The sequence below is a fragment of the Bacillus sp. FSL R9-9410 genome, assembly GCF_038050385.1.
GTDB classification, from domain to species: Bacteria; Bacillota; Bacilli; order Bacillales; family Bacillaceae_G; genus Bacillus_A; species Bacillus_A cereus_U.
The window spans coordinates 742634-762805 of record NZ_JBBOTV010000001.1; the positions used below are offsets into that span (position 1 = coordinate 742634).

Below are 20172 nucleotides of genomic sequence, written 5' to 3' on the forward strand. Positions count from 1 at the left end.
AGTAATCTTACAATGAATGATCATGTATTAGGAATTTGCGAAAATACATTGCTGATATATGGTATATAGATATAAAATAAGAAAAGAATAATTTTTTTGGCAAATCTTACTGACGAAACTGTAGTATAATATATTGTATTGTATGAAAAAGAGAGTTATTCTATATAAGTGTTTTATAGATAATGTGTAATCAGTCGTCAAAACATAAAGAGTATTGACTCCTGGTTTTTTTATTTTGCCGTAACAATGTTTCAGGAGGATGTCATGAAAAGAAGTACCGATTTTCTAAAAAGTTTAGATGTAAAACTAATTTTAATTTTGTTTGCATTATGTGTTACGAGTATAGCCGCAATATATAGCAGTCAGCAAACCGGACAGTATGGAGATGCAAACTTTGCTTTGAAACAAGGTGTTAACTACATAATTGGGGTTGTATTGTTACTTCTTGTTGCAAGCATCGACTTAGATCAATGGCAAAAATTGTCTTGGCCACTTTATATCGCTGGGTTTGGTTCACTTATTCTTTTGAAAATACTACCGGTTTCCAGTTTCACACCTGAAAAATTAGGTGCAAAAAGATGGTTTGTTTTTCCAGTAGCTGGACAAATTCAGCCATCTGAGTTTTTCAAAATTTCATTGCTTCTCATAATAGCCAGTTTAGCAGTGAAACATAATGCTCAATATATGGCCCGGACATTCCAGACTGATTTAAAATTAGTCGGAAAGATAATATTAGTATCTCTTCCACCTATGGCCGTTGTATATAGCCAACCAGATACAGGTATGGTGTTCTTATATGCAGCAGCTATCGCATGTATTTTATTTATGTCAGGAATTCAAAAGAAATTAATTGCGTTATGTACAGTCATTCCGGTGACCATATTGTCTACATTAATATTTATATTTGTAAAATATCCAGATTTCTTCTTTAATAAATTAGTTACTTTGTTAAAACCTCACCAACAATCACGTATTATAGGTTGGCTAAATCCATTTGAAAATGCAAATGAAGGCTATCAAACACAGCAATCGATTTTAGCTGTAGGTAGTGGAGGTATGGAAGGGAAAGGATTCGGTGAAGGGAACGTCTATATTCCAGAGAAACACACTGACTTTATTTTCGCTACAATTGCCGAAGAAGGTGGATTTATAGTAGCGGCGTTAGTTGTGTTCTTGTTCCTGTTACTACTATATCGAACAATTATTATCGGTTATTCTGCTGATAATTTATTTGGTACATTATTATGTGCTGGATCAATAGGAATACTAACGGTTCAAATATTCCAAAATATTGGTATGATCGTTGGATTAATGCCTGTAAAAGGTATCGCATTACCTTTCTTATCATATGGGGGAAGTTCCTTATTCTCGAATATGATTATGATGGGGCTCATATTATCGGTACGGAAAACATATAAAAAATATATGTTTTCAGTTAAGTAAAAAAAGCTGGTTCGTTTAAAAACGAATCAGCTTTTTTTACATATATGCCCTTAAACGTTGCAAACTAAGAAAGAATTGTAGTTTGCAACGTTTAAGGAGTGCAAAGTTATGCATATTTTTGAAGGAGCACGGCATCTTTCTAATGGCGAATGGGTTATCCGAGCGATTATAGCTTATATATTTTTAATTCTTGTTGCGAAAGCGATGGGGCAAAGGTCTATTGCGCAACTAAGATTTTTAGACGTTGTACTAGTGTTATTATTAGGGGGGAATATTTCTAACGCATTATCAGATGAAAAGGTTGGATTACTCGGTTCGATGATTACAACGTTCATACTCGTTGTACTTCATATAATAAGCTCTGTTTTAATGTTGAAATGGGATAGGTGGAGACGTTTTTTAGAGCCTGCACCTATTATTCTTATACATAATGGTTCCATTGATTTTAGTAACTTAAAAAAAGCGAGAATTACGGTTGAATATTTATTTTCGGAACTTCGCGTACAAAATGTGAGCGATATTAAAACGATTAAATTAGCATTGTGGGAAGCGAGTGGTGTTGTTTCTATATTTCGGTATCCAGAATATGAAGCAGTTTCTCGGCTTGATCTTAAAGTGGCGGGGAAAAAAGCTCCAGTTGCTTTTATATTAGTGAAAGATGGAAGAATTCAGCAAGATGTTCTCGCGTTATTAGGAAAGACAGAAGAGTGGGCGAAAGAGTATTTAGAGAAGAGTGCAGAAATCGAATCCATTATGTTAGCTACAGTAGATGAAGCACATAAAATAAATGTTTTGTTAAAAAAATGAAAAATATACGCATTTTGTCGTTTCATACATATGATACAATAGTGTGGACAACGAAAAAGGAGGCGATACGATGGGATATGTAGAGGAATTACGAAAAGTAGTTGGTCATCGCCCTTTAATTTTAGTTGGTGCTGTTGTACTCGTTATAAATGAAAGTGGATATGTATTATTACAGCAAAGAACAGAGCCGTACGGAAAATGGGGGTTGCCTGGCGGGCTAATGGAGCTTGGTGAATCACCAGAAGAAACAGCTTACCGTGAAGTATATGAAGAGACAGGAATAGAAGTAAAGAACCTCCGATTAATCAATGTATTTTCTGGAGCGAACTATTTTTCAAAATTAACAAACGGTGATGAGTTTCAATCTGTAACGACAGCCTATTATACCGATGAATACGAAGGGAATTTTGTTATGAATAAAGAAGAAGCGGTTCAGCTTAAATTCTTCCCGGTAACAGAGCTACCTGATTATATTGTAGGATCGCATAAAAAAATGATTGTGGAATATATGAAAATTATGGGAAAAAAGATATAATAGTAGTGGAAGAAATACAAAAACACAGCTCTGGTTGGTAGTCCAGACGCATGATTTTATGTCAGTAACCTTCCCCTCCGGGATGTCCAGTATTTCTAATTTTTTTAAGGAGGGGCTGTCAATGGAGTTGACAGTATATCATGATGGTCAATTTTTTGTGGGAATTATTACGCGCAAAGAAAAAGGGAAATTGTACGGGGCAAGGTATATTTTTGGGACGGAACCATCAGGTGAAGAAGTATTTATATTTGTAAATGGTCCAATGTTAGCGTATTTCCAGCACTTTGCAAGATTTGGTGTGGAGATTAAAGAAAAACAGCGCCCGAAAAATATTAAGCGTATCATACGGCAAGCGGCCAAAGAAGTAAATGAAAAACGTTATACAAAAGCGCAAGAGGCAATTAGTTTATCTTACGAGTTGCATAAACAAGAAAAGCGAGTGCAATCTAAAGAGAAACGAGAAGCTGAAAAGCAAAGAAGACGTTTAATAAAAGTACAAAAGGCAAAGCAAAAACATCGAGGGCATTAAGAAAAGGTGTTAGAGCAAGAGCTCTAACACCTTTTCTATGCTCAAATACAAGTAAACTTACTTGTATTCTCTAAACATTAACTGGTAAGATACAAATAGGTAGAATTAGAGGAGGGAAAAGATTGATTAACTTTAACTTTTTTATGAATGATGTTGTCCGTCAAGCGCGTGAAGAGATCGTCTCTGCGGGATATACAGAATTGACGACACCAGAAGCAGTCGAAGAAGCATTTAAAAGAAATGGTACAACACTTGTAATGGTAAACTCTGTATGTGGTTGTGCAGGCGGTATTGCTCGCCCTGCTGCTGCACATTCCGTACATTATGATAAACGCCCTAACCACCTTGTAACGGTATTTGCGGGTCAAGATAAAGAAGCAACAGCAAGAGCTCGTGAATATTTTGAAGGATATCCACCTTCATCTCCATCATTTGCTTTATTGAAAGATGGAAAAATTGTAACGATGGTAGAACGTCATGAAATTGAAGGTCATGAACCAATGCAAGTAATTGCAAAACTACAATCTTATTTCGAAGATAATTGCGAAGAACTATAAGGAAGAGAAAAGGCGGTACGTCCACGATCAAGTGGGTGTACCGCCTTTTTTATTTAGTGTTTAAAATAATTAAACATAAATGATGTTATTGTTTTATGCATGTTTTTATGCAGTGAAAACGAACTTAATAATGTTTTTGTGTTTATTTTTATTTTAAATGTTGCATAAAAATGAAAGTGTTGATACAATACAAACATCGAATAAATATTCTATTTAACTTTTAAATATACATCATTAGGGGGAAGAAAGATGAAGAAGTTAGTATCAATATCATTTGCACTTATTTTAATTGTAAGTATGTTCAGTGCTTGTAGTAAAGGGGAAGAAAAGGCGAAGAGTGAGAATAAAAAAGTACTCGTTATGGGGACTTCAGCAGACTATAAACCGTATGAATACGTGGAAGCTTCAAAAAGTGATGAAATTATCGGCTTTGATGTTGATATTGCAAAATATATCGGAAAAGAACTTGGGTATGAAGTAAAAGTGAAAGATATGGATTTTGGAGGATTATTAGCATCTCTTAGCTCAGGAAAAGTTGATTTCGTTATGGCAGGTATGACGCCAACTGCAGAGCGTAAAAATAATGCTGATTTCACAGATATTTATTTTGTGGCTAAAAATATGATTGTTTCTAAAAAGGGCTCTAATATTAAATCATTAGAAGATTTAAAAGGTAAAAAAGTAGGGGTACAAACAGGATCAATCCAAGAAGAAAAAGCAGAAGAATTTAAAAAACAAGTCGATTTCAAAGCTGAGGGACGTGACCGTATACCAGAAATTGTACAAGAAATTAAAGCTGGTCGTTTTGACGCTGCAATTATAGAAGACACAGTTGCAAAAAATTATTTAGAAAAAATGAAAGAACTACAAGGAATTGAAATTCAAGAAGCACCAGAAGAAGTAGGTGCAGCAATTGCTCTTTCTAAAAACAGTGATAAAACAGAAGAATTTAATAAAGTAATTAAGAAAATGCAAGAAAATGGAGAAATGGATAAATTAGTGAAGAAATGGTTTGGTAGCGGAAAATAAGCTGCCTTTCACTTTTCTGTGAGGGGAATGAAAAGGATGAATCTAGATTTTTCGGCAATTACGCCTTCAATACCATATATATTAAAGGGCTTAGAAGTTACATTGAAAATTGTAGCTGCATCAGCTGTGGTAGGATTTATTTTAGGGACGTTATTAGCACTTTGCAAAATTGCTAGAATACGAGTATTAAATATTGCAGCAGATATTTATACGTCAATATTTCGTGGCACACCGCTAGTATTACAATTAATGATTATTTATTTCGGTGTTCCGCAAATGATTGGATATGAGATACCAGCCTTTTTAGCAGCTGTACTTGCATTTAGCTTAAATTCAGGTGCATATATGTCAGAAGTGATTCGTGCCGGCATTCAAGCGGTCGATAAAGGACAAACAGAAGCAGCAATGGCTTTAGGTATTCCGTACAGTAAAATGATGAGAAATATTATTTTTCCTCAAGCTTTAAAAAATATATTACCAGCGCTTGTGAATGAGTTTGCGACACTTACGAAAGAGTCAGCTGTAGTGACTGTAATAGGAGCGACTGATTTAATGCGCCGTGCTTATATTGTAGGCGGTGAAACATTTAAATATCTTGAGCCATTACTATTTGTTGGACTTATTTATTATATATTAGTAATTATTCTTACATTAATCGGGAAGGCAATTGAAGGGAGAATGAAGAAAAGTGATTAAAATTGATAACCTTCATAAATCATTTGGAAAAAATGAAGTATTAAAAGGAATTACAACAACGATTGAAAAAGGAGAAGTTGTTGCAATTATCGGGCCGTCTGGATCTGGCAAGTCAACATTTTTACGCTGTATGAATGTACTAGAAGCACCGACAGCTGGTCACATTTGGATTGGAACGGAAGAAGTAACGAATCCGAAAACAAATATTATGCACGTTCGTGAAAATGTCGGAATGGTATTTCAACATTTTCACTTATTCCCTCATATGACTGTATTAGAAAATATTACGTATGCTCCTATCAATGTAAAAGGAGTAACGAAGCAAGAGGCTGAAAAAAAAGCTGAGAAACTTCTAGAAAAAGTGGGGTTATTAGATAAGAAAGATGCATATCCAAATCGCCTTTCAGGTGGACAAAAGCAACGTGTAGCAATTGCAAGAGCGTTAGCGATGGAACCGGAAGTTATGTTATTTGATGAACCGACCTCTGCGCTAGATCCAGAAATGGTGAAAGAAGTGTTAGAAGTTATGAAATCATTAGTTACGACAGGAATGACGATGGCAATCGTTACACATGAAATGGGATTTGCAAAAGAAGTAGCAGACCGCGTTCTCTTTTTAGATGGTGGAAATCTAGTAGAAGATAGTAATCCGGAAGAGTTTTTTACAGCACCAAAAAGTGACCGTGCAAAAGAATTTTTGCAAAAGATATTGTAATATGTGAAGGGTACGTGAATAATAGATAGAAAAGGATGACATTGCGTCATCCTTTTTTTATACTATTTTTAAATACATTTATACATATAGGGGTAATGATATGTTTAAAATTGGATATAGAACAGTGAAAACAGCGCTTGGAACGGGAGCGGCAGTTTTTATTGCTCAGTTATTAGGATTAGAATTTTATAGTTCAGCTGGTATTTTAGTCATTTTATGCGTGCAAAATACGAAACGAAAATCCGTTCAAGTATCGTTGCACCGTTTTTTAGCTTGTGTATTATCGATGGTATTTGCGTTTTGTATTTTTGAAACGATTGGTTATACACCACTTGCGATTAGCATATTACTGCTTACCTTTATTCCGACTGCAGTTATGTGCAAAATTCAAGAAGGCATTGTCACGAGTTCGGTTATCGTTATGCATCTGTATTCATTAAAGCAAATTACATGGTCTATAGTTGGTAATGAAATTGCTATATTAACGATTGGAATTAGTGTCGCTTTATTAGTAAACATGTACATGCCAAGCAGTGAGAATAAACTGAAAGAGTATCAAGGGAAAATAGAAGACCATTTCAGAACGATTTTGTTTGAAATGGTCGTTTATTTACGAAATCGAGATAGTAATTGGAGTGGGGCCGAATTAATTGAAACAGAAATGATGCTGAAAGAAGCAAAAGATTTATCATTTAAAAAACTTGAGAATGCATTTATGCGAGAAGATGACTATTACTATCGTTATTTTAATATGCGTATGCAACAATTTGAAATTTTGGAGCGAATGATACCATTAGCTGCATCACTATCTTGGACGTATGAACAAGCTGATATGATTGCAGACGTAATTGAAAATATAGGGAATTCTATTCGTCCTGAAAGTACAGGGGTCATTTCGTTAAGACAACTTCAAGAAATGCGAGAAGTATTTAGAGAAATGCCTTTGCCAGTCTCGCGAGAAGAATTTGAGATACGTGCGAAACTTGTTCAACTTGTGTATGAAATGGAGCAATATTTACTCATTAAAAGTCGTTTTAAAGGAAAGGATAATATAAAAGAACTTATTTAGAAGGTAGGAATTATGTATGCCGTATCTTCTTTCTTTATTATTATGTCTTTCTTTATCACCAATCTGGCCTCTTGGTGATAACCCACGTGCTGGAGATCCTTTTATAATTGTAAATAAAGCAACGAATAAACTAGCTTACATTGATGATGGAAAGATCCAAAAGGTTTTTCCAGTAGCGACAGGGAAAACAAATGAATTAACCCCAGAAGGAACCTTTGACATTGTATTGAAGGCGAAGGATCCATATTATATTGCGAAGGATATTCCTGGGGGCTCTCCAAAAAATCCACTTGGATCGAGGTGGATGGGATTTAATGCAAGAGGAACGGATGGAAGTAAGTATGGGATACACGGGACAAACCAGCCTAGTTCAATTGGAAAATATATTTCGCAAGGATGCATAAGAATGAAGAAACATGATGTGGAATATTTGTTTGATCGTATTCCACTTGGAACGAAAGTATCGATTGTGAAATCGAAAAAAACATTTCAGCAATTGGCGAAGGAAAAAGGGGCCATAGTATTTGGAAAAGTCAACGAAACGGTTGGCTTTTTTCTTTTCTATAAGTTGTCTTGACATGTGTACATAACCATGCGTTAATGAGAATATATAAAGATAATTGAGTAAAGGGGTTGCTCATATGTATTTAAATCCAAAAATTTCTTACATGCAGTTTTGTGTTGGTTTTCTATTTGTTATTACATTCATATTGGCAACTTTTAATATATGTTCTTACGTTGTAGCGATTGTATTTATGGCATTACTCAATCTTACTTTTGTTATTGGGGCATTTCAGCAGAAACAATATACAAGTTTTGTAATAGCACTTGTAATGGCCTTTTCCTTTAGCATTGTAGCAATTGTAATATATATAAAATAAAATATTCAATACAAGATAGACTATCTCGATTTCGAGATGGTCTATTTTGTATGTGTAAGCAGTAAAAAAAGGACGAGTGAATCGTCCTTTTTACCACAACATACTTGCGCCAGTAAGTAATGTTGTTACAAGCATAGAAATTAGCATTATATAAACCATAATTTTTTGAGCTTTTTTATGCATCGTTAAACCTCCTTGCAAATCAGTACAATTTCATTGTAACGAGAAATGAAATTGTGGACAAGGGGAGAGAAATGACAAATTTCGAGAAGTGTGTGTAAAGTATAACAGGAAATTTGTGTGTGTGTAGAGAATATATTAAAAGATAGAGTACTAGTTTTTTGTTATGCAAGCATGAAGAATGGAGATACGATGATGAAAATATACGAAACAGATCGTTTGCACTTAAGAGAAATTGATGAGTCGTATGCGGAAACAGTTCTTCAATATTACGACAAAAATCGTGAATTTTTAAAAGCGTGGGAAGAGTATAGACCGGAGGGTTTTTTCACGTTAGATTATCAAAAGAAAAAGTTACAAAAGGATAGAAAAGAGTTCGCGGAAGGTAAGATCATCAGGCTTTGGATTTTTAAAAAGGGTGATGATACAAAAATTATTGGATGTATTTCATTTAATCTAATTGTTCGCGGAATTTATCAATCTTGTGTACTTGGTTATAAATTAGATAAGGAAGAATTGAATAAAGGTTACACAACAGAAGCGCTTAGAAAAGCAATTCAAGTTACCTTTGAAGAATTTCATTTACATCGTATAGAAGCACCAGTTATGCCACGAAATTTAGCATCTATACAAGTAGTGACGAAGATAGGATTTCAATATGAAGGTGTATCTCGAAAAATGCTAATGGTAAATGGCATCTGGGAAGATCATATGCGGTGGGTATTGTTAAACGAGTAATAGAAGGCAGATGGGTATCTAGATGTGTTAACCATCTGTTTTTTGTCTTGTATTTCGAAACTTTTGCGAAATTCTGTTATAATTAACGTTGTTACATACATAATGGTAGTGCAGGAGGCGCAGTCTTATGATTAATCAAGAACGTTTAGTAAATGAATTTATGGAGTTAGTACAAGTAGATTCTGAAACAAAATTTGAAGCAGAGATTTGCAAAGTGTTAACAGAGAAATTTACTGCTTTAGGTGTAGAAGTATTTGAGGATGACACGATGGGTGTGACTGGTCATGGTGCAGGTAACTTAATTTGTACTTTACCAGCAACAAAAGACGGTGTTGATACAATTTATTTCACTTCTCATATGGATACAGTAGTTCCTGGTAATGGAATTAAGCCTTCTATTAAAGATGGATATATCGTATCAGATGGTACTACAATTTTAGGAGCCGATGACAAAGCTGGATTAGCATCTATGTTTGAAGCGATTCGTGTCTTAAAAGAGAAAAACATTCCTCATGGTAAAATTGAATTTATTATTACAGTTGGAGAAGAATCTGGTCTTATTGGTGCAAAAGCGTTAGACCGTGAGCGTATTACAGCAAAATATGGTTATGCATTAGATAGTGATGGAAAAGTTGGTGAAATTGTAGTTGCAGCGCCAACACAAGCGAAAGTGAATGCGATTATTCGTGGGAAAACAGCTCACGCTGGCGTAGCACCAGAAAAAGGTGTATCTGCAATTACTATAGCAGCAAAAGCAATCGCAAAGATGCCACTTGGTCGTATCGATTCTGAAACAACTGCAAATATTGGACGTTTTGAAGGTGGTACACAAACAAATATCGTTTGCGATCATGTTCAAATCTTTGCAGAAGCTCGCTCTTTAATAAATGAGAAAATGGAAGTGCAAGTTGCAAAAATGAAAGAAGCATTTGAAACAACTGCAAAAGAAATGGGTGGTCATGCAGACGTTGAAGTAAACGTTATGTATCCAGGATTTAAGTTTGCTGCTGGCGATCACGTTGTAGAAGTTGCGAAACGTGCAGCTGAAAACATCGGTCGTACGCCTTCTCTTCACCAAAGTGGTGGCGGAAGTGATGCGAACGTAATCGCAGGACATGGTATCCCAACAGTTAACTTAGCAGTTGGTTATGAAGAAATTCATACAACAAATGAAAAAATTCCTGTTGAAGAATTAGCGAAAACAGCAGAATTAGTTGTAGCTATTATCGAAGAAGTAGCGAAGTAAGTAATAAAGTAAAAAAGACGTGTGAACCAATTATGGTTTACACGTCTTTTTTTATTTTGATTCAAGTGCTTTCACAAGGCGGATAAGCCAATATAAGAAGACCCATGGAAGTACATAAGTTGCTGTAAAACGTATGAAATGAGAGAAGATTCCTAAAGCGTAAATGTTAATGTTAAAAAGGGGAAGTAACAAATAATTAATCGCAAGGATTACTATAATAATAATAAATACATAATTGAGTTTATTATGTTGTTTCATAGCGATTCATCTCCTTTACAATAATATCCATTTGTTACGTACAGTATAGCAAAAAATAGATAGAGAAAAGCCAATAATTATTATAACTTGTAAATAAATTTGATATAATGAAGGAACAAACGTTCTTTAAGGGGTGAGTAGTATGCGAGAAATGTATCCGAAAAATGGTCGTGTTATTTTACACGTAGATATGAATTGTTTTTTCGCATCTGTTGAAATTGCTCATGACCCATCATTACAAGGAAAGCCATTAGCGATTGCGGGGAATGAAAAAGAGAAAAGGGATTATCATAACATGTAGTTATGAGGCGAGAGAATATGGAATACGTACGACGATGCCTCTATGGGAAGCGAAGCGATTATGCCCGCAATTAGTTGTGAGGCACCCTGATTTTACATTATATCGAGAGGCTTCATTTCAAATGTTTCAAATTCTTTCCCGTTTTACAGAGAAAATACAACCGTTTTCTATAGATGAAGGGTATTTAGATATTACAGATTGCTATGCGCTCGGTTCGCCTCTTGAAATAGCGAAGATGATTCAACAAGCGTTAGTAACAGAGTTACAGCTTCCATGTAGCATTGGGATTGCCCCAAACCTTTTCCTAGCAAAGACTGCTTCAGATATGAAAAAACCTCTTGGTATTACAGTACTTCGAAAACGTGATATTCCAGAAATTATTTGGCCACGATCAGTTGCAGAGATGCATGGAATCGGAGAGAAAACAGCTGAAAAACTAAAAGACATTCATATACATACAATTGAACAGTTAGCAAAAGGAGACGAGCATATCATTCGCGCTAAAATTGGAAAGCATGGTGTTGATTTACAAAAACGTGCAAAAGGTATGGATGACAGGGAAGTTGACCCGAATCAAATGGGACAACATAAAAGCGTTGGAAATTCGATGACTTTCTCAAAGGATATGGACGAAGAAAAAGAATTACTTGATATGTTAGAAAGATTATCGAAATCAGTAAGCAAAAGGCTACAAAAACGAACTCTCGTTAGTTATAACATTCAAATTATGATTAAATACCATGATCGCCGCACAGTAACACGGAGTAAACAATTGAAAAATGCAATATGGGAAGAACGGGTTATTTTTCAAGCGGCATCCCGTTTATGGAAGCAGCACTGGGATGGTGATTCTGTTCGTCTGTTAGGTGTTACAGCTACTGAATTAGAGCGGAAGACAGAATCGGTGAAACAGTTAGATTTGTTTTCATTTGAAGAAGATGCGAAAGAAGAGCCGCTACTTGCTGTCATTGATCAAATTAATGAGAAGTATGGAACACCACTCTTACAACGTGGTAGCCAGTTATTGCGTAAACAAGAAAAATCGTTTCAACAAAAGTTAGAAAATAAGTTTATGTAGAAGGTGTCATGAAGTAGTAAATATCATGCTACCTTTTATATTTAACTCGCTTCTAAATCTAAAGAAGTCTTCCACCCCGCGGCAGTAACACCGGATTCTAAAAGCATTCTACTTACTATTTTTTCAATTAAGACAGCTGCATTTGTATTGCAATGTAAAGTAGCCTGTATACATACTTTTTGGTTAGAATCAACGTCTTCACTGTACAATTCTTTTAAACCGATACCTTCTGAACTTACCATGTGCATGAGAAGAAAACGAATATGCGCTTCATTTTCTTCCGAACAGGTAAGAGAAAGTAAGTAGTTTGTTTGTTCAGGGAAATCTTCTTTTGATTTATTATTCATAAATAGAGCGATTGGGCGGAGTAGTATATTTGCTAGTAAAACGCTAGCTGCACCTAGCATAGCTGCAACGAGGAAGCCAGCACCTGTAAGAGTACCAACAGCAGCTGCGCACCATAAAGTTGCTGCTGTATTTAACCCTCTAATACTAAAACCGTCACGAATAATAACACCGCCTCCTAAAAAGCCAATACCACTAACAACTTGAGCGGCGATGCGTGATGGACTAGCATCATGATCAAGCATGACGGATAATAAAACAAATATACAGGCGCCAAGTGATACGAGAGCATTTGTCCGCAAACCAGCCATTCGATGTCTCCATTGTCTTTCCATTCCGATGCAAGCTCCTACAATGATTGCGATCAATAATCTTAATACAATGTCATACCATACCATCATGGTCACCTCCATACATATAAGTGCATGTTATATTTTTTAAAGAATGAGAGGGGAATCCCCACTCATTCTCATTTTTACAACCAGCTATGAAACTTTTTAATATAAAGTTTTTTCAGGAATTGTGTTAAGAAAGCATAGCCTAATAATATTCCTATGAGCCACGGGAAGTAGCTTAGTGGTAACGCTTGTAAACCAACTGCTGCACCAAGTGGTGAGAACGGAATATAAATTCCAATTGCCATAATACAAGCGGTTAATAAGAGAACTGGTATTGATGCGGTACTTTGAATGAACGGAATTTTCTGTGTTCTAATCATATGGACAATTAATGTTTGAGTTAGTAACCCAACGACAAACCAACCAGATTGGAATAACGATTGTTCTCCGGGTGTATTTGCACCGAATACATTCCACATGACAACGTATGTGATAATGTCGAATATAGAGCTAATTGGACCGATGCAAATAATGAAGTTACGTAAGTTTGCAGTATCCCATTTTCTAGGCTTCTCTAAAAATTCTTTATCCATTTTATCCCATGGAATTGAAAGTTGTGAAATATCGTAAAGTAAGTTTTGAATTAATAGATGAATTGCAAGCATCGGTAAAAATGGAATGAAAGCACTTGCTACTAATACACTAAATACATTTCCGAAGTTAGAGCTCGCCGTCATTTTGATATATTTTAAAATATTGCCGAACGTAGTACGTCCCTCTAAAATACCTGCTTCTAATATAGTTAAACTTTTTTCGAGTAAAATAATATCGGAAGATTCTTTTGCGATATCGGTAGCGGTATCAACAGATATTCCAACGTCAGCTTCACGTAATGCCACGGCATCGTTAATGCCATCGCCCATGTAACCTACAGTATGACCATTACCTTGTAATACGTGAATAATACGAGATTTTTGCATTGGATTTAGTTTTGCGAACACTGTTGTTTCTTCTGCCAGTTTTGCTAATGCTTTATCTGGTAAAGAATCGATTTCGTAACCGAGGACAGGCTCTCCTATATTTAATCCAACGTCTTTACAAACCTTTCTTGTAACAATTTCGTTATCACCAGTTAAGATTTTCACTTGTACGCCGTGTTTTTGTAATGCTTGAATTGCAGAAGCAGCAGATGGTTTAGGTGGATCTAAAAAGCCGATATATCCAGTAAGGATCATAGCTGATTCATCTTGTACTGTATATGCTTTATGATAGGGTTTGTTATCTTTCTTGTATGCTACAGCTATGACACGCATTCCTTCACTATTTAAAGTTTCGCTAAGATGTTTTACATTTGCTCTCATTTCTTCAGTGAGAGGGACAATTTGCCCATCAACTTCAGTGTAATTACAAATTGATAAAATTTCTTCTACGGCACCTTTACAAACCATTGTATGTTCACCTGAAATATCTTTTACGATGACAGACATACGACGCCGCGCGAAATCGAATGGAATTTCATCTAGCTTTTGAAAAGCTGATGGATCAAATTTATGGTTCTCCTCTGTATGTTCAATAACAGCTTTATCTATTAAATTTTTCAATCCCGTTTGATAGAAGCTATTTAAATAGGCAAAGTGTAATACACGATCGCATTCATTTCCGTTAGGATCTAAATGACGAACTAGGACAACTTTATCTTCTGTTAAAGTTCCAGTCTTATCTGTGCAAAGAATGTTCATAGCACCTAAGTTTTGAATAGAGTTTAGCTGTTTTACAATTACTTTTTGTTTAGACATGTTAACGGCACCTTTAGCTAAATTAGCAGTTACAATCATTGGTAGCATTTCAGGTGTAAGACCAACTGCAACAGCAATAGCAAAGAAGAAAGCTTCTTGCCAGTCGCCTTTTGTGAATCCATTAATGAGAAGGACAATAGGTGCCATAATAAGCATGAATGTGATTAAGAGCCAGCTTACTTTGTTTACTCCTTTATCGAAGCTTGTTTCTGTACGTTTTCCAATCACTTTTTTTGCTAAAGAGCCGAAATACGTATCCGTACTAGTTGAAATAACAACAGCTTTTGCGCTGCCACTAACAATATTTGTACCCATGAAGCAAAGGTTTTCCATATCGAGCGGATTGTAATTTGTTTTCAAGTTTTTCGGTAATATATGTTTATTTTCCGTATGGTAGCAGTTTTCGTATTTTTCAACCGGAAGTGCCTCGCCTGTTAATGAAGACTGATTAACAAATAAATCTTTAGCTGATAAGATACGCACATCAGCTGGAACGATATCACCGGCTGAAAGTGAAATGATATCACCAGGTACAAGTTCTTCAATTGGAATTTCCGTTGTATGATTACGATTTAAATTCGTTACGCTTTTTGTTTCGTGTATAAATCCATTTATTCTAGAGACGCTTGCAGTTGTTTGAACCATAGCTTTTAACTTATCTGCAGCTTTTTGAGAACGAAATTCTTGAAAAAAACGAATAGTGGTACTTAGCAGTACCATTACAGTTACGACAATTGTTCCTTGTATGTCATCTGTGAAAAAAGAGAGTGCTCCAAGAGCTAACAAAACAAAAATAAATGGATTTTTAAATGCCAGCAGAAATTGAATATACCATGGCAATGTTTTATTATGAGCAATTTCGTTCGGACCGTATAAAGAAAGTCTATGAGAAACTTCTTGTTTAGAGAGTCCATCTTTTGTTGTTCCTAGAAGTTTTAACGCAGAGTTTACATCCTGTGTTGCAACTTCTACTAGCAATTCGTTATTTGTATTCATGTTATCTTGATCGTAAGCATACTTTGTTTCTTGTCTTTGTAAATTTAACATTGGTAGTTCCTCCTTTTTCATGAAGGAGGAAACAATCTGTTACTCGACTATTTAAAATTGGGAGGAACAGCTTCTTTCCTACCTACATGATGAAATATAAACGTAAAACATATGGGTATCTGGGCCGAATCATCACTCGCCACTGCTCCTCACCTCCGTACAATTAGTAGTTTCTGAATATGCTATGTTTGTTTCATAGTAAGGTGCATAAAGACATAAAAAAGACCTTTACTCAAAACGAGTAAAGGTCTGAATTCGTAGTCAAAAAGAGTCAACGACAAAGACTGCTATTAAACATAGATAAAAACAGTTTTTGTGTATGACAAAACATACGCACCTCTCCCTCGTTGAGTTTTAGCACTGTATAGCATAGGTACTGAAACCAGCTACGTTAAGAAAGGCCTTCATTCCGACCTTTCCTGTTGACCCATTGGCGTCTCTCGACATTTTTGGGCAGCAGCGTTTCTCTATACAGGAGCCTCACCTAACAGAGACCATATTCAATTACACGTTGAATGTTAGCACTGTAAATTTATAGTGTCAATATCTTTTTTGTCTATTTTTTCAAAAAATTAAATAGGTTTATGATGGATATATAGTATGAAGTAAGATGGGTTTAATTGTAAATATGATGGGGAAATAAATGCTTAAATAAATATAAATAAAAAGCACTGATTACAGTGCTTTTTACTATAGATTATGAGATTGTAGCATTTTCAAAAATAACAATCTCTGAGCTATTTGTTGTTGAAACGCGTTGTGCGTAATATGTTAAAGCTGAAGAAATATATGTTGGTAACGTCTCATTTGTATGTGATGTTGTATATTCATGAATTAATTCTTTTAAAGTCGTCCACTCTAGTTGTGCTGGATGATCAGAAACGAAAGAACTTACCCAGCGATCAAATGAAGATGAAAAATCAGTTTGTAAACGAAATACTTCTTTCATAATAAAACGCTCCCTTTATATGTGATATAGTTATATTACTACAAAAAACGAACGATTGTTAAGTTTTTTATTTATAATGTTCGTATTATATAGTTGTCTAGATGATTGGTTATGTAAATTCAATTTGCCATTTGAATTTACATTCCGTAAGATGAAAGATAGATTATATAAAGAGCTGGAGGAAAGAAAGTGGAATTTGTATTTTTAGGAACTGGTGCAGGTGTTCCTTCAAAAGGAAGGAACGTTTCAGCAATCGCCTTACAATTGTTAGAAGAACGAGGGCAAACATGGCTATTTGACTGTGGTGAAGCGACTCAGCATCAAATTTTACATACATCTGTACGCCCAAGACGCATTGAAAAAATATTTATTACCCATTTACATGGAGATCATATTTTTGGTTTGCCTGGTTTATTAGGGAGCCGTTCTTTTCAAGGAGGAACGACGCCGTTAACAGTGTACGGCCCAAAAGGAATTAAACAATTTATTGAAGTAGCATTATTAGTAAGTACGACACATGTTAAATATCCACTTGAAATCGTTGAGATTACGGAAGAAGGTATTGTGTTTGAGGATAATGAATTCTGTGTAGAAACAAAAAGGTTATCACACGGAATCGAATGTTTCGGATATCGAATTGTAGAGAAAGATATACAGGGAGCTCTTTTAGTGGATAAGTTACTGGGAATGGGTGTGAAACCTGGTCCAGTTTTTAAACGCTTAAAAGATGGTGAAGTAGTTGAATTAGAGAATGGCACAGTGTTAAATGGAAAAGATTTTATCGGCCCGCCTCAAAAAGGCAGAGTTATTACAATTTTAGGCGATACACGATATTGCGAAGCGAGTAGAGAGCTTGCGCAAGATGCTGATGTACTTGTTCATGAAGCGACTTTTGCGGCAGAAGATGAACAGCAAGCACATGACTATTTCCATTCAACAACAGAACAAGCTGCGCGTATTGCATTAAATGCAAATGTAAAGCGATTAATATTGACTCATATTAGTTCTCGTTATCAAGGAGATACATATAAGGAATTGTTGAAAGAAGCAAGAGAGTTATTTTCTAATACAGAAATCGCGATGGATTTGAAATCATTTCCAGTAGAAAAGTGATATTCAAAAAAATGGTAACATATGTTTGCCATTTTTTTTATTTATAATAAATTTTTTTTTTACTAAAACTGTTATCATTTTATATTTATATTGGATAACACAGAAAGTTGTAATGGTTTAGAGATATAGGATAAAAATATATAATATCGACTATTTAGAAAAACTGTTATATAAGTAGGACGACATACAAGTGATACAAATAGGGAAAACAGACTTTTATTCAGAAACTTTAAAATTCAATAAAAGTAAGCGTTTCATAAAAAACAAGCTATAATGAGGGCACATTATAATTTATAGTAAGTTATAGCGTGCGTTTTAGCCATTTTTCGTAACAAACGAAATTGACTAAAAAGTGAGAGAGCATCATGGAGATTATTAAGGGAACGATACTACTATTATTTGTACTAAGTCTTTTTTCACTCTTTAGTTTTAAAGCGCCAAACGGTATGAAAGTAATGGGAGCTTTAGCAAATGCGGCCGTTGCAAGTTTCTTAGTTGAAGCTTTTTAATTATAAGTTGGTGGAGATTTGATTGGTATACCATTTTTAAAAAGAGGTTGGACAATCAGCAGGTAGTCTAGGCGGAGTAGCGCATTAGCAATGGGTGTATCACCTGTTTATGCTATGCTTGTAGGGGCTTCTGTGTTAAAATTTTGATTGCTACCAGGCTTTATTGCTGGTTATCTTATATCATTTTTAGTAAAACAAATTGAAAAACGTGTACCAGAAGGATTAGATTTAATGATCCAATGAAAGTAACGTTATGTTTCTTGTGTATTATGGTATCTGGTATTATTTCAGGATATATTGGTCCACTGCTATTCAAAAACTATCTAATTCGTGGTACGGCTGGAAAAGCAACAGATGTTGCAGCTTAATAGAATAGTAGAAAAAATTTTCATAGAGGTTTAGGGGGAGTTATGATGAAGTACCGCTCAGTGTTTGATATTATTGGTCCGGTTATGATTGGTCCATCAAGTTCACATACAGCAGGCGCGGCAAGAATGGGGCAAGTTGCTCGTCAGCTGTTTCGTCATGAGCCAGAGAGAGTTAGCATTTCATTATATGGTTCATTTGCAAAAACATACCGTGGTCACGGTACGGATGTAGCGCTAATCGGTGGAATACTAGGATTTGAAACAGATGATTTACGTATTCCAAGTGCGTTAGATATTGCAAAAGAACGCGGGATTGAAGTGGAATTCATTGAAGAAGATGCAAATGCTCCGCATCCAAATACAGCGAAAATTCGTCTGTATAAAGGTGAAGAGGAAATTGAAGTTGTTGCTTGCTCAATTGGTGGCGGTAAAATTGAAGTAGTAGAATTAAACGGATTCGATCTTCAATTAACAGGCACGAGTCCAGCACTACTTATTGTAAATAACGATCGCTTTGGTGCTATCGCAGCTGTAGCTTCAATCCTTGCTAAGCATGAGATTAACATTAGTACAATGAGTGTTTCTCGTAAAGAAAAAGGAAGAAGAGCGCTTATGGTCATTGAAACAGATGAATTATTAGCAGATGAAGTGATTGAAGAAATAAATGGACAACAAAATATTTGCCAAGTAACTATTATGGATTAATTGCAGGGGGGACACACCATGTTTCGGAACGCAGCGGAACTAGTGGCGCAAGCTAAAGAGCAAAATGTAAAAATCGCAGAAATTATGATTCAATGTGAAATGGATACAAGACGTATTTCACGTGAAGAAGTAATTGCTGGTATGGAAAAGAACTTAGTCGTGATGGAACAAGCAGTAGAACGTGGTATTCGTGGTGTAAAATCACCGACGGGTTTAACTGGCGGAGATGCTGTGAAAGTCCAAGCGTATATGCAGAGTGGAAAAGGCTTATCTGGAGATACAATTTTGGACGCAGTGAGTAGAGCTGTCGCAACAAATGAAGTAAATGCGGCGATGGGAATTATTTGTGCAACACCAACAGCAGGATCTGCTGGAACAGTGCCAGGAGTACTCTTTGCACTGCAAGAAAAATTACAGCCGACACGCGAAGAAATGATTGAATTTTTATTTACAGCAGGAGCTTTCGGTATGGTTGTTGCGAATAATGCTTGTATTTCCGGCGCGGCAGGAGGTTGCCAAGCTGAAGTAGGTTCAGCAAGTGGAATGGCAGCAGCAGCAGCAGTTGAGATGGCTGGGGGAACACAAGATCAAGCAGCTACAGCTATGGCGATTTCATTAAAGAATATGCTTGGTTTAGTATGTGATCCTGTTGCAGGGCTTGTAGAAGTACCTTGTGTAAAACGTAATGCAGCAGGAGCTGCGAATGCCATGATTTCAGCTGATTTATCATTAGCTGGTGTAACTAGTACAATTCCATGTGATGAAGTCATTGAGGCGATGTATAGAATTGGACAAACGATGCCAGTAGCACTTCGTGAAACAGCAGAAGGTGGACTTGCAGCAACACCAACAGGTCGTCGTCTGCAAGAAGAGATTTTTGGTAAGAGCAATAACTAAAAGCATATCATATGATTAAAATAAAAAACGGAGCTCAAATAAA

General features: G+C 35.6%; 22 protein-coding genes, 2 pseudogenes and 1 riboswitch. Of the genes and pseudogenes, 19 read left to right on the plus strand and 5 right to left on the minus strand.

All coding sequences use genetic code 11. The features are described 5' to 3' along the window. Positions 1-264: 264 nt before the first annotated feature. The 11 genes from MKX77_RS04110 to MKX77_RS04160 all read left to right on the plus strand — a co-directional run bounded on the left by MKX77_RS04110 (position 265) and on the right by MKX77_RS04160 (position 8261). On the plus strand, positions 265-1443 hold the full coding sequence (locus MKX77_RS04110) for an FtsW/RodA/SpoVE family cell cycle protein (RefSeq protein WP_341305888.1): 1179 nt from the start codon (positions 265-267) through the stop codon (positions 1441-1443). A gap of 108 nt (positions 1444-1551) precedes the next feature. Continuing rightward, positions 1552-2250, plus strand: coding sequence for a DUF421 domain-containing protein (locus MKX77_RS04115; protein WP_341305889.1), 699 nt, complete (start codon positions 1552-1554; stop codon positions 2248-2250). 70 nt (positions 2251-2320) lie between these two features. Further along, a complete protein-coding gene (locus MKX77_RS04120; protein WP_341305890.1) occupies positions 2321-2785 on the plus strand; it encodes an NUDIX hydrolase in 465 nt (154 codons plus the stop codon). 121 nt (positions 2786-2906) lie between these two features. Further along, positions 2907-3314 carry a YjdF family protein gene (locus MKX77_RS04125; RefSeq protein WP_341305891.1) on the plus strand — a complete coding sequence of 136 codons (408 nt, stop codon included), beginning with the start codon at positions 2907-2909 and terminating at the stop codon, positions 3312-3314. A gap of 143 nt (positions 3315-3457) precedes the next feature. Further along, positions 3458-3871, plus strand: a complete 414-nt coding sequence (locus tag MKX77_RS04130) for a BrxA/BrxB family bacilliredoxin (protein WP_002015097.1) — start codon at positions 3458-3460, stop codon at positions 3869-3871. Between the two features lie 249 nt (positions 3872-4120). Beyond that, positions 4121-4900, plus strand: coding sequence for a transporter substrate-binding domain-containing protein (locus tag MKX77_RS04135; protein ID WP_341305892.1), 780 nt, complete (start codon positions 4121-4123; stop codon positions 4898-4900). Between the two features lie 36 nt (positions 4901-4936). Continuing rightward, entirely contained in the window at positions 4937-5596 is a 660-nt protein-coding gene (locus MKX77_RS04140) for an amino acid ABC transporter permease (protein ID WP_002111716.1), read from the plus strand. Then, on the plus strand, positions 5589-6311 hold the full coding sequence (locus tag MKX77_RS04145) for an amino acid ABC transporter ATP-binding protein (protein ID WP_341305893.1): 723 nt from the start codon (positions 5589-5591) through the stop codon (positions 6309-6311). The genes MKX77_RS04140 and MKX77_RS04145 overlap by 8 nt, the downstream gene beginning before the upstream one ends. 100 nt (positions 6312-6411) lie before the next feature. Then, positions 6412-7380, plus strand: coding sequence for an aromatic acid exporter family protein (locus tag MKX77_RS04150; RefSeq protein WP_078172846.1), 969 nt, complete (start codon positions 6412-6414; stop codon positions 7378-7380). A 16-nt stretch (positions 7381-7396) separates the two neighbouring features. Beyond that, positions 7397-7957 carry a L,D-transpeptidase gene (locus MKX77_RS04155; RefSeq protein ID WP_002160563.1) on the plus strand — a complete coding sequence of 187 codons (561 nt, stop codon included), beginning with the start codon at positions 7397-7399 and terminating at the stop codon, positions 7955-7957. A 64-nt stretch (positions 7958-8021) separates the two neighbouring features. Continuing rightward, complete coding sequence (locus MKX77_RS04160; protein WP_002088543.1) at positions 8022-8261, plus strand: DUF3894 domain-containing protein; 240 nt, start codon at positions 8022-8024, stop codon at positions 8259-8261. 90 nt (positions 8262-8351) lie between these two features. On the opposite strand, the gene prli42 is transcribed toward MKX77_RS04160, so the two are convergent. Further along, complete coding sequence (gene prli42 / locus MKX77_RS04165) at positions 8352-8444, minus strand: stressosome-associated protein Prli42 (protein ID WP_215554128.1); 93 nt, start codon at positions 8442-8444, stop codon at positions 8352-8354. A gap of 189 nt (positions 8445-8633) precedes the next feature. Between prli42 and MKX77_RS04170 the strand changes: the two genes are divergently transcribed. Beyond that, positions 8634-9179 (plus strand): GNAT family N-acetyltransferase, encoded by a 546-nt coding sequence (locus MKX77_RS04170; protein ID WP_341305894.1) that lies wholly within the window; start codon positions 8634-8636, stop codon positions 9177-9179. A gap of 127 nt (positions 9180-9306) precedes the next feature. Then, the gene (locus tag MKX77_RS04175; protein ID WP_002111705.1) at positions 9307-10425 is read left to right on the plus strand and encodes a tripeptidase T; all 1119 of its coding nucleotides are present in this window, start codon (positions 9307-9309) and stop codon (positions 10423-10425) included. A gap of 51 nt (positions 10426-10476) precedes the next feature. On the opposite strand, the gene MKX77_RS04180 is transcribed toward MKX77_RS04175, so the two are convergent. Next, the gene (locus tag MKX77_RS04180; RefSeq protein ID WP_215554126.1) at positions 10477-10683 is read right to left on the minus strand and encodes a hypothetical protein; all 207 of its coding nucleotides are present in this window, start codon (positions 10681-10683) and stop codon (positions 10477-10479) included. Positions 10684-10825: 142 nt separating this feature from the next. Here MKX77_RS04180 and MKX77_RS04185 point away from each other — a divergent pair. After that, positions 10826-12062, plus strand: a pseudogene (locus tag MKX77_RS04185) (DNA polymerase IV). Positions 12063-12103: 41 nt separating this feature from the next. Here MKX77_RS04185 and MKX77_RS04190 read toward each other — a convergent pair. The 3 genes from MKX77_RS04190 to MKX77_RS04200 form a co-directional block, all read right to left on the minus strand. Continuing rightward, positions 12104-12805, minus strand: coding sequence for an MgtC/SapB family protein (locus MKX77_RS04190; RefSeq protein WP_341305895.1), 702 nt, complete (start codon positions 12803-12805; stop codon positions 12104-12106). Positions 12806-12882: 77 nt separating this feature from the next. Further along, a complete protein-coding gene (gene mgtA / locus MKX77_RS04195; RefSeq protein WP_341305896.1) occupies positions 12883-15588 on the minus strand; it encodes a magnesium-translocating P-type ATPase in 2706 nt (901 codons plus the stop codon). 331 nt (positions 15589-15919) lie between these two features. After that, a riboswitch (M-box (ykoK) riboswitch) is annotated at positions 15920-16087 on the minus strand. Positions 16088-16285: 198 nt separating this feature from the next. Beyond that, positions 16286-16537: a DUF3932 family protein gene (locus MKX77_RS04200; RefSeq protein WP_002145851.1), complete on the minus strand. Its 252-nt coding sequence runs from the start codon at positions 16535-16537 to the stop codon at positions 16286-16288. 189 nt (positions 16538-16726) lie between these two features. On the opposite strand from MKX77_RS04200, the gene rnz reads away from it, so the two are divergent. From rnz to sdaAA, 5 genes and pseudogenes are all read left to right on the plus strand, one after another. Continuing rightward, positions 16727-17650, plus strand: a complete 924-nt coding sequence (gene rnz, locus MKX77_RS04205; RefSeq protein ID WP_016106118.1) for a ribonuclease Z — start codon at positions 16727-16729, stop codon at positions 17648-17650. Between the two features lie 365 nt (positions 17651-18015). Next, positions 18016-18393, plus strand: a pseudogene (locus tag MKX77_RS30610) (PTS sugar transporter subunit IIC); the annotation flags it as partial. A 5-nt stretch (positions 18394-18398) separates the two neighbouring features. Beyond that, positions 18399-18527, plus strand: a complete 129-nt coding sequence (locus MKX77_RS04215) for a hypothetical protein (RefSeq protein WP_341305898.1) — start codon at positions 18399-18401, stop codon at positions 18525-18527. Between the two features lie 45 nt (positions 18528-18572). Further along, a complete protein-coding gene (gene sdaAB / locus MKX77_RS04220; protein WP_002145855.1) occupies positions 18573-19232 on the plus strand; it encodes an L-serine ammonia-lyase, iron-sulfur-dependent subunit beta in 660 nt (219 codons plus the stop codon). Between the two features lie 18 nt (positions 19233-19250). Continuing rightward, on the plus strand, positions 19251-20129 hold the full coding sequence (gene sdaAA / locus MKX77_RS04225) for an L-serine ammonia-lyase, iron-sulfur-dependent, subunit alpha (RefSeq protein WP_341305899.1): 879 nt from the start codon (positions 19251-19253) through the stop codon (positions 20127-20129). Positions 20130-20172: the final 43 nt, after the last annotated feature.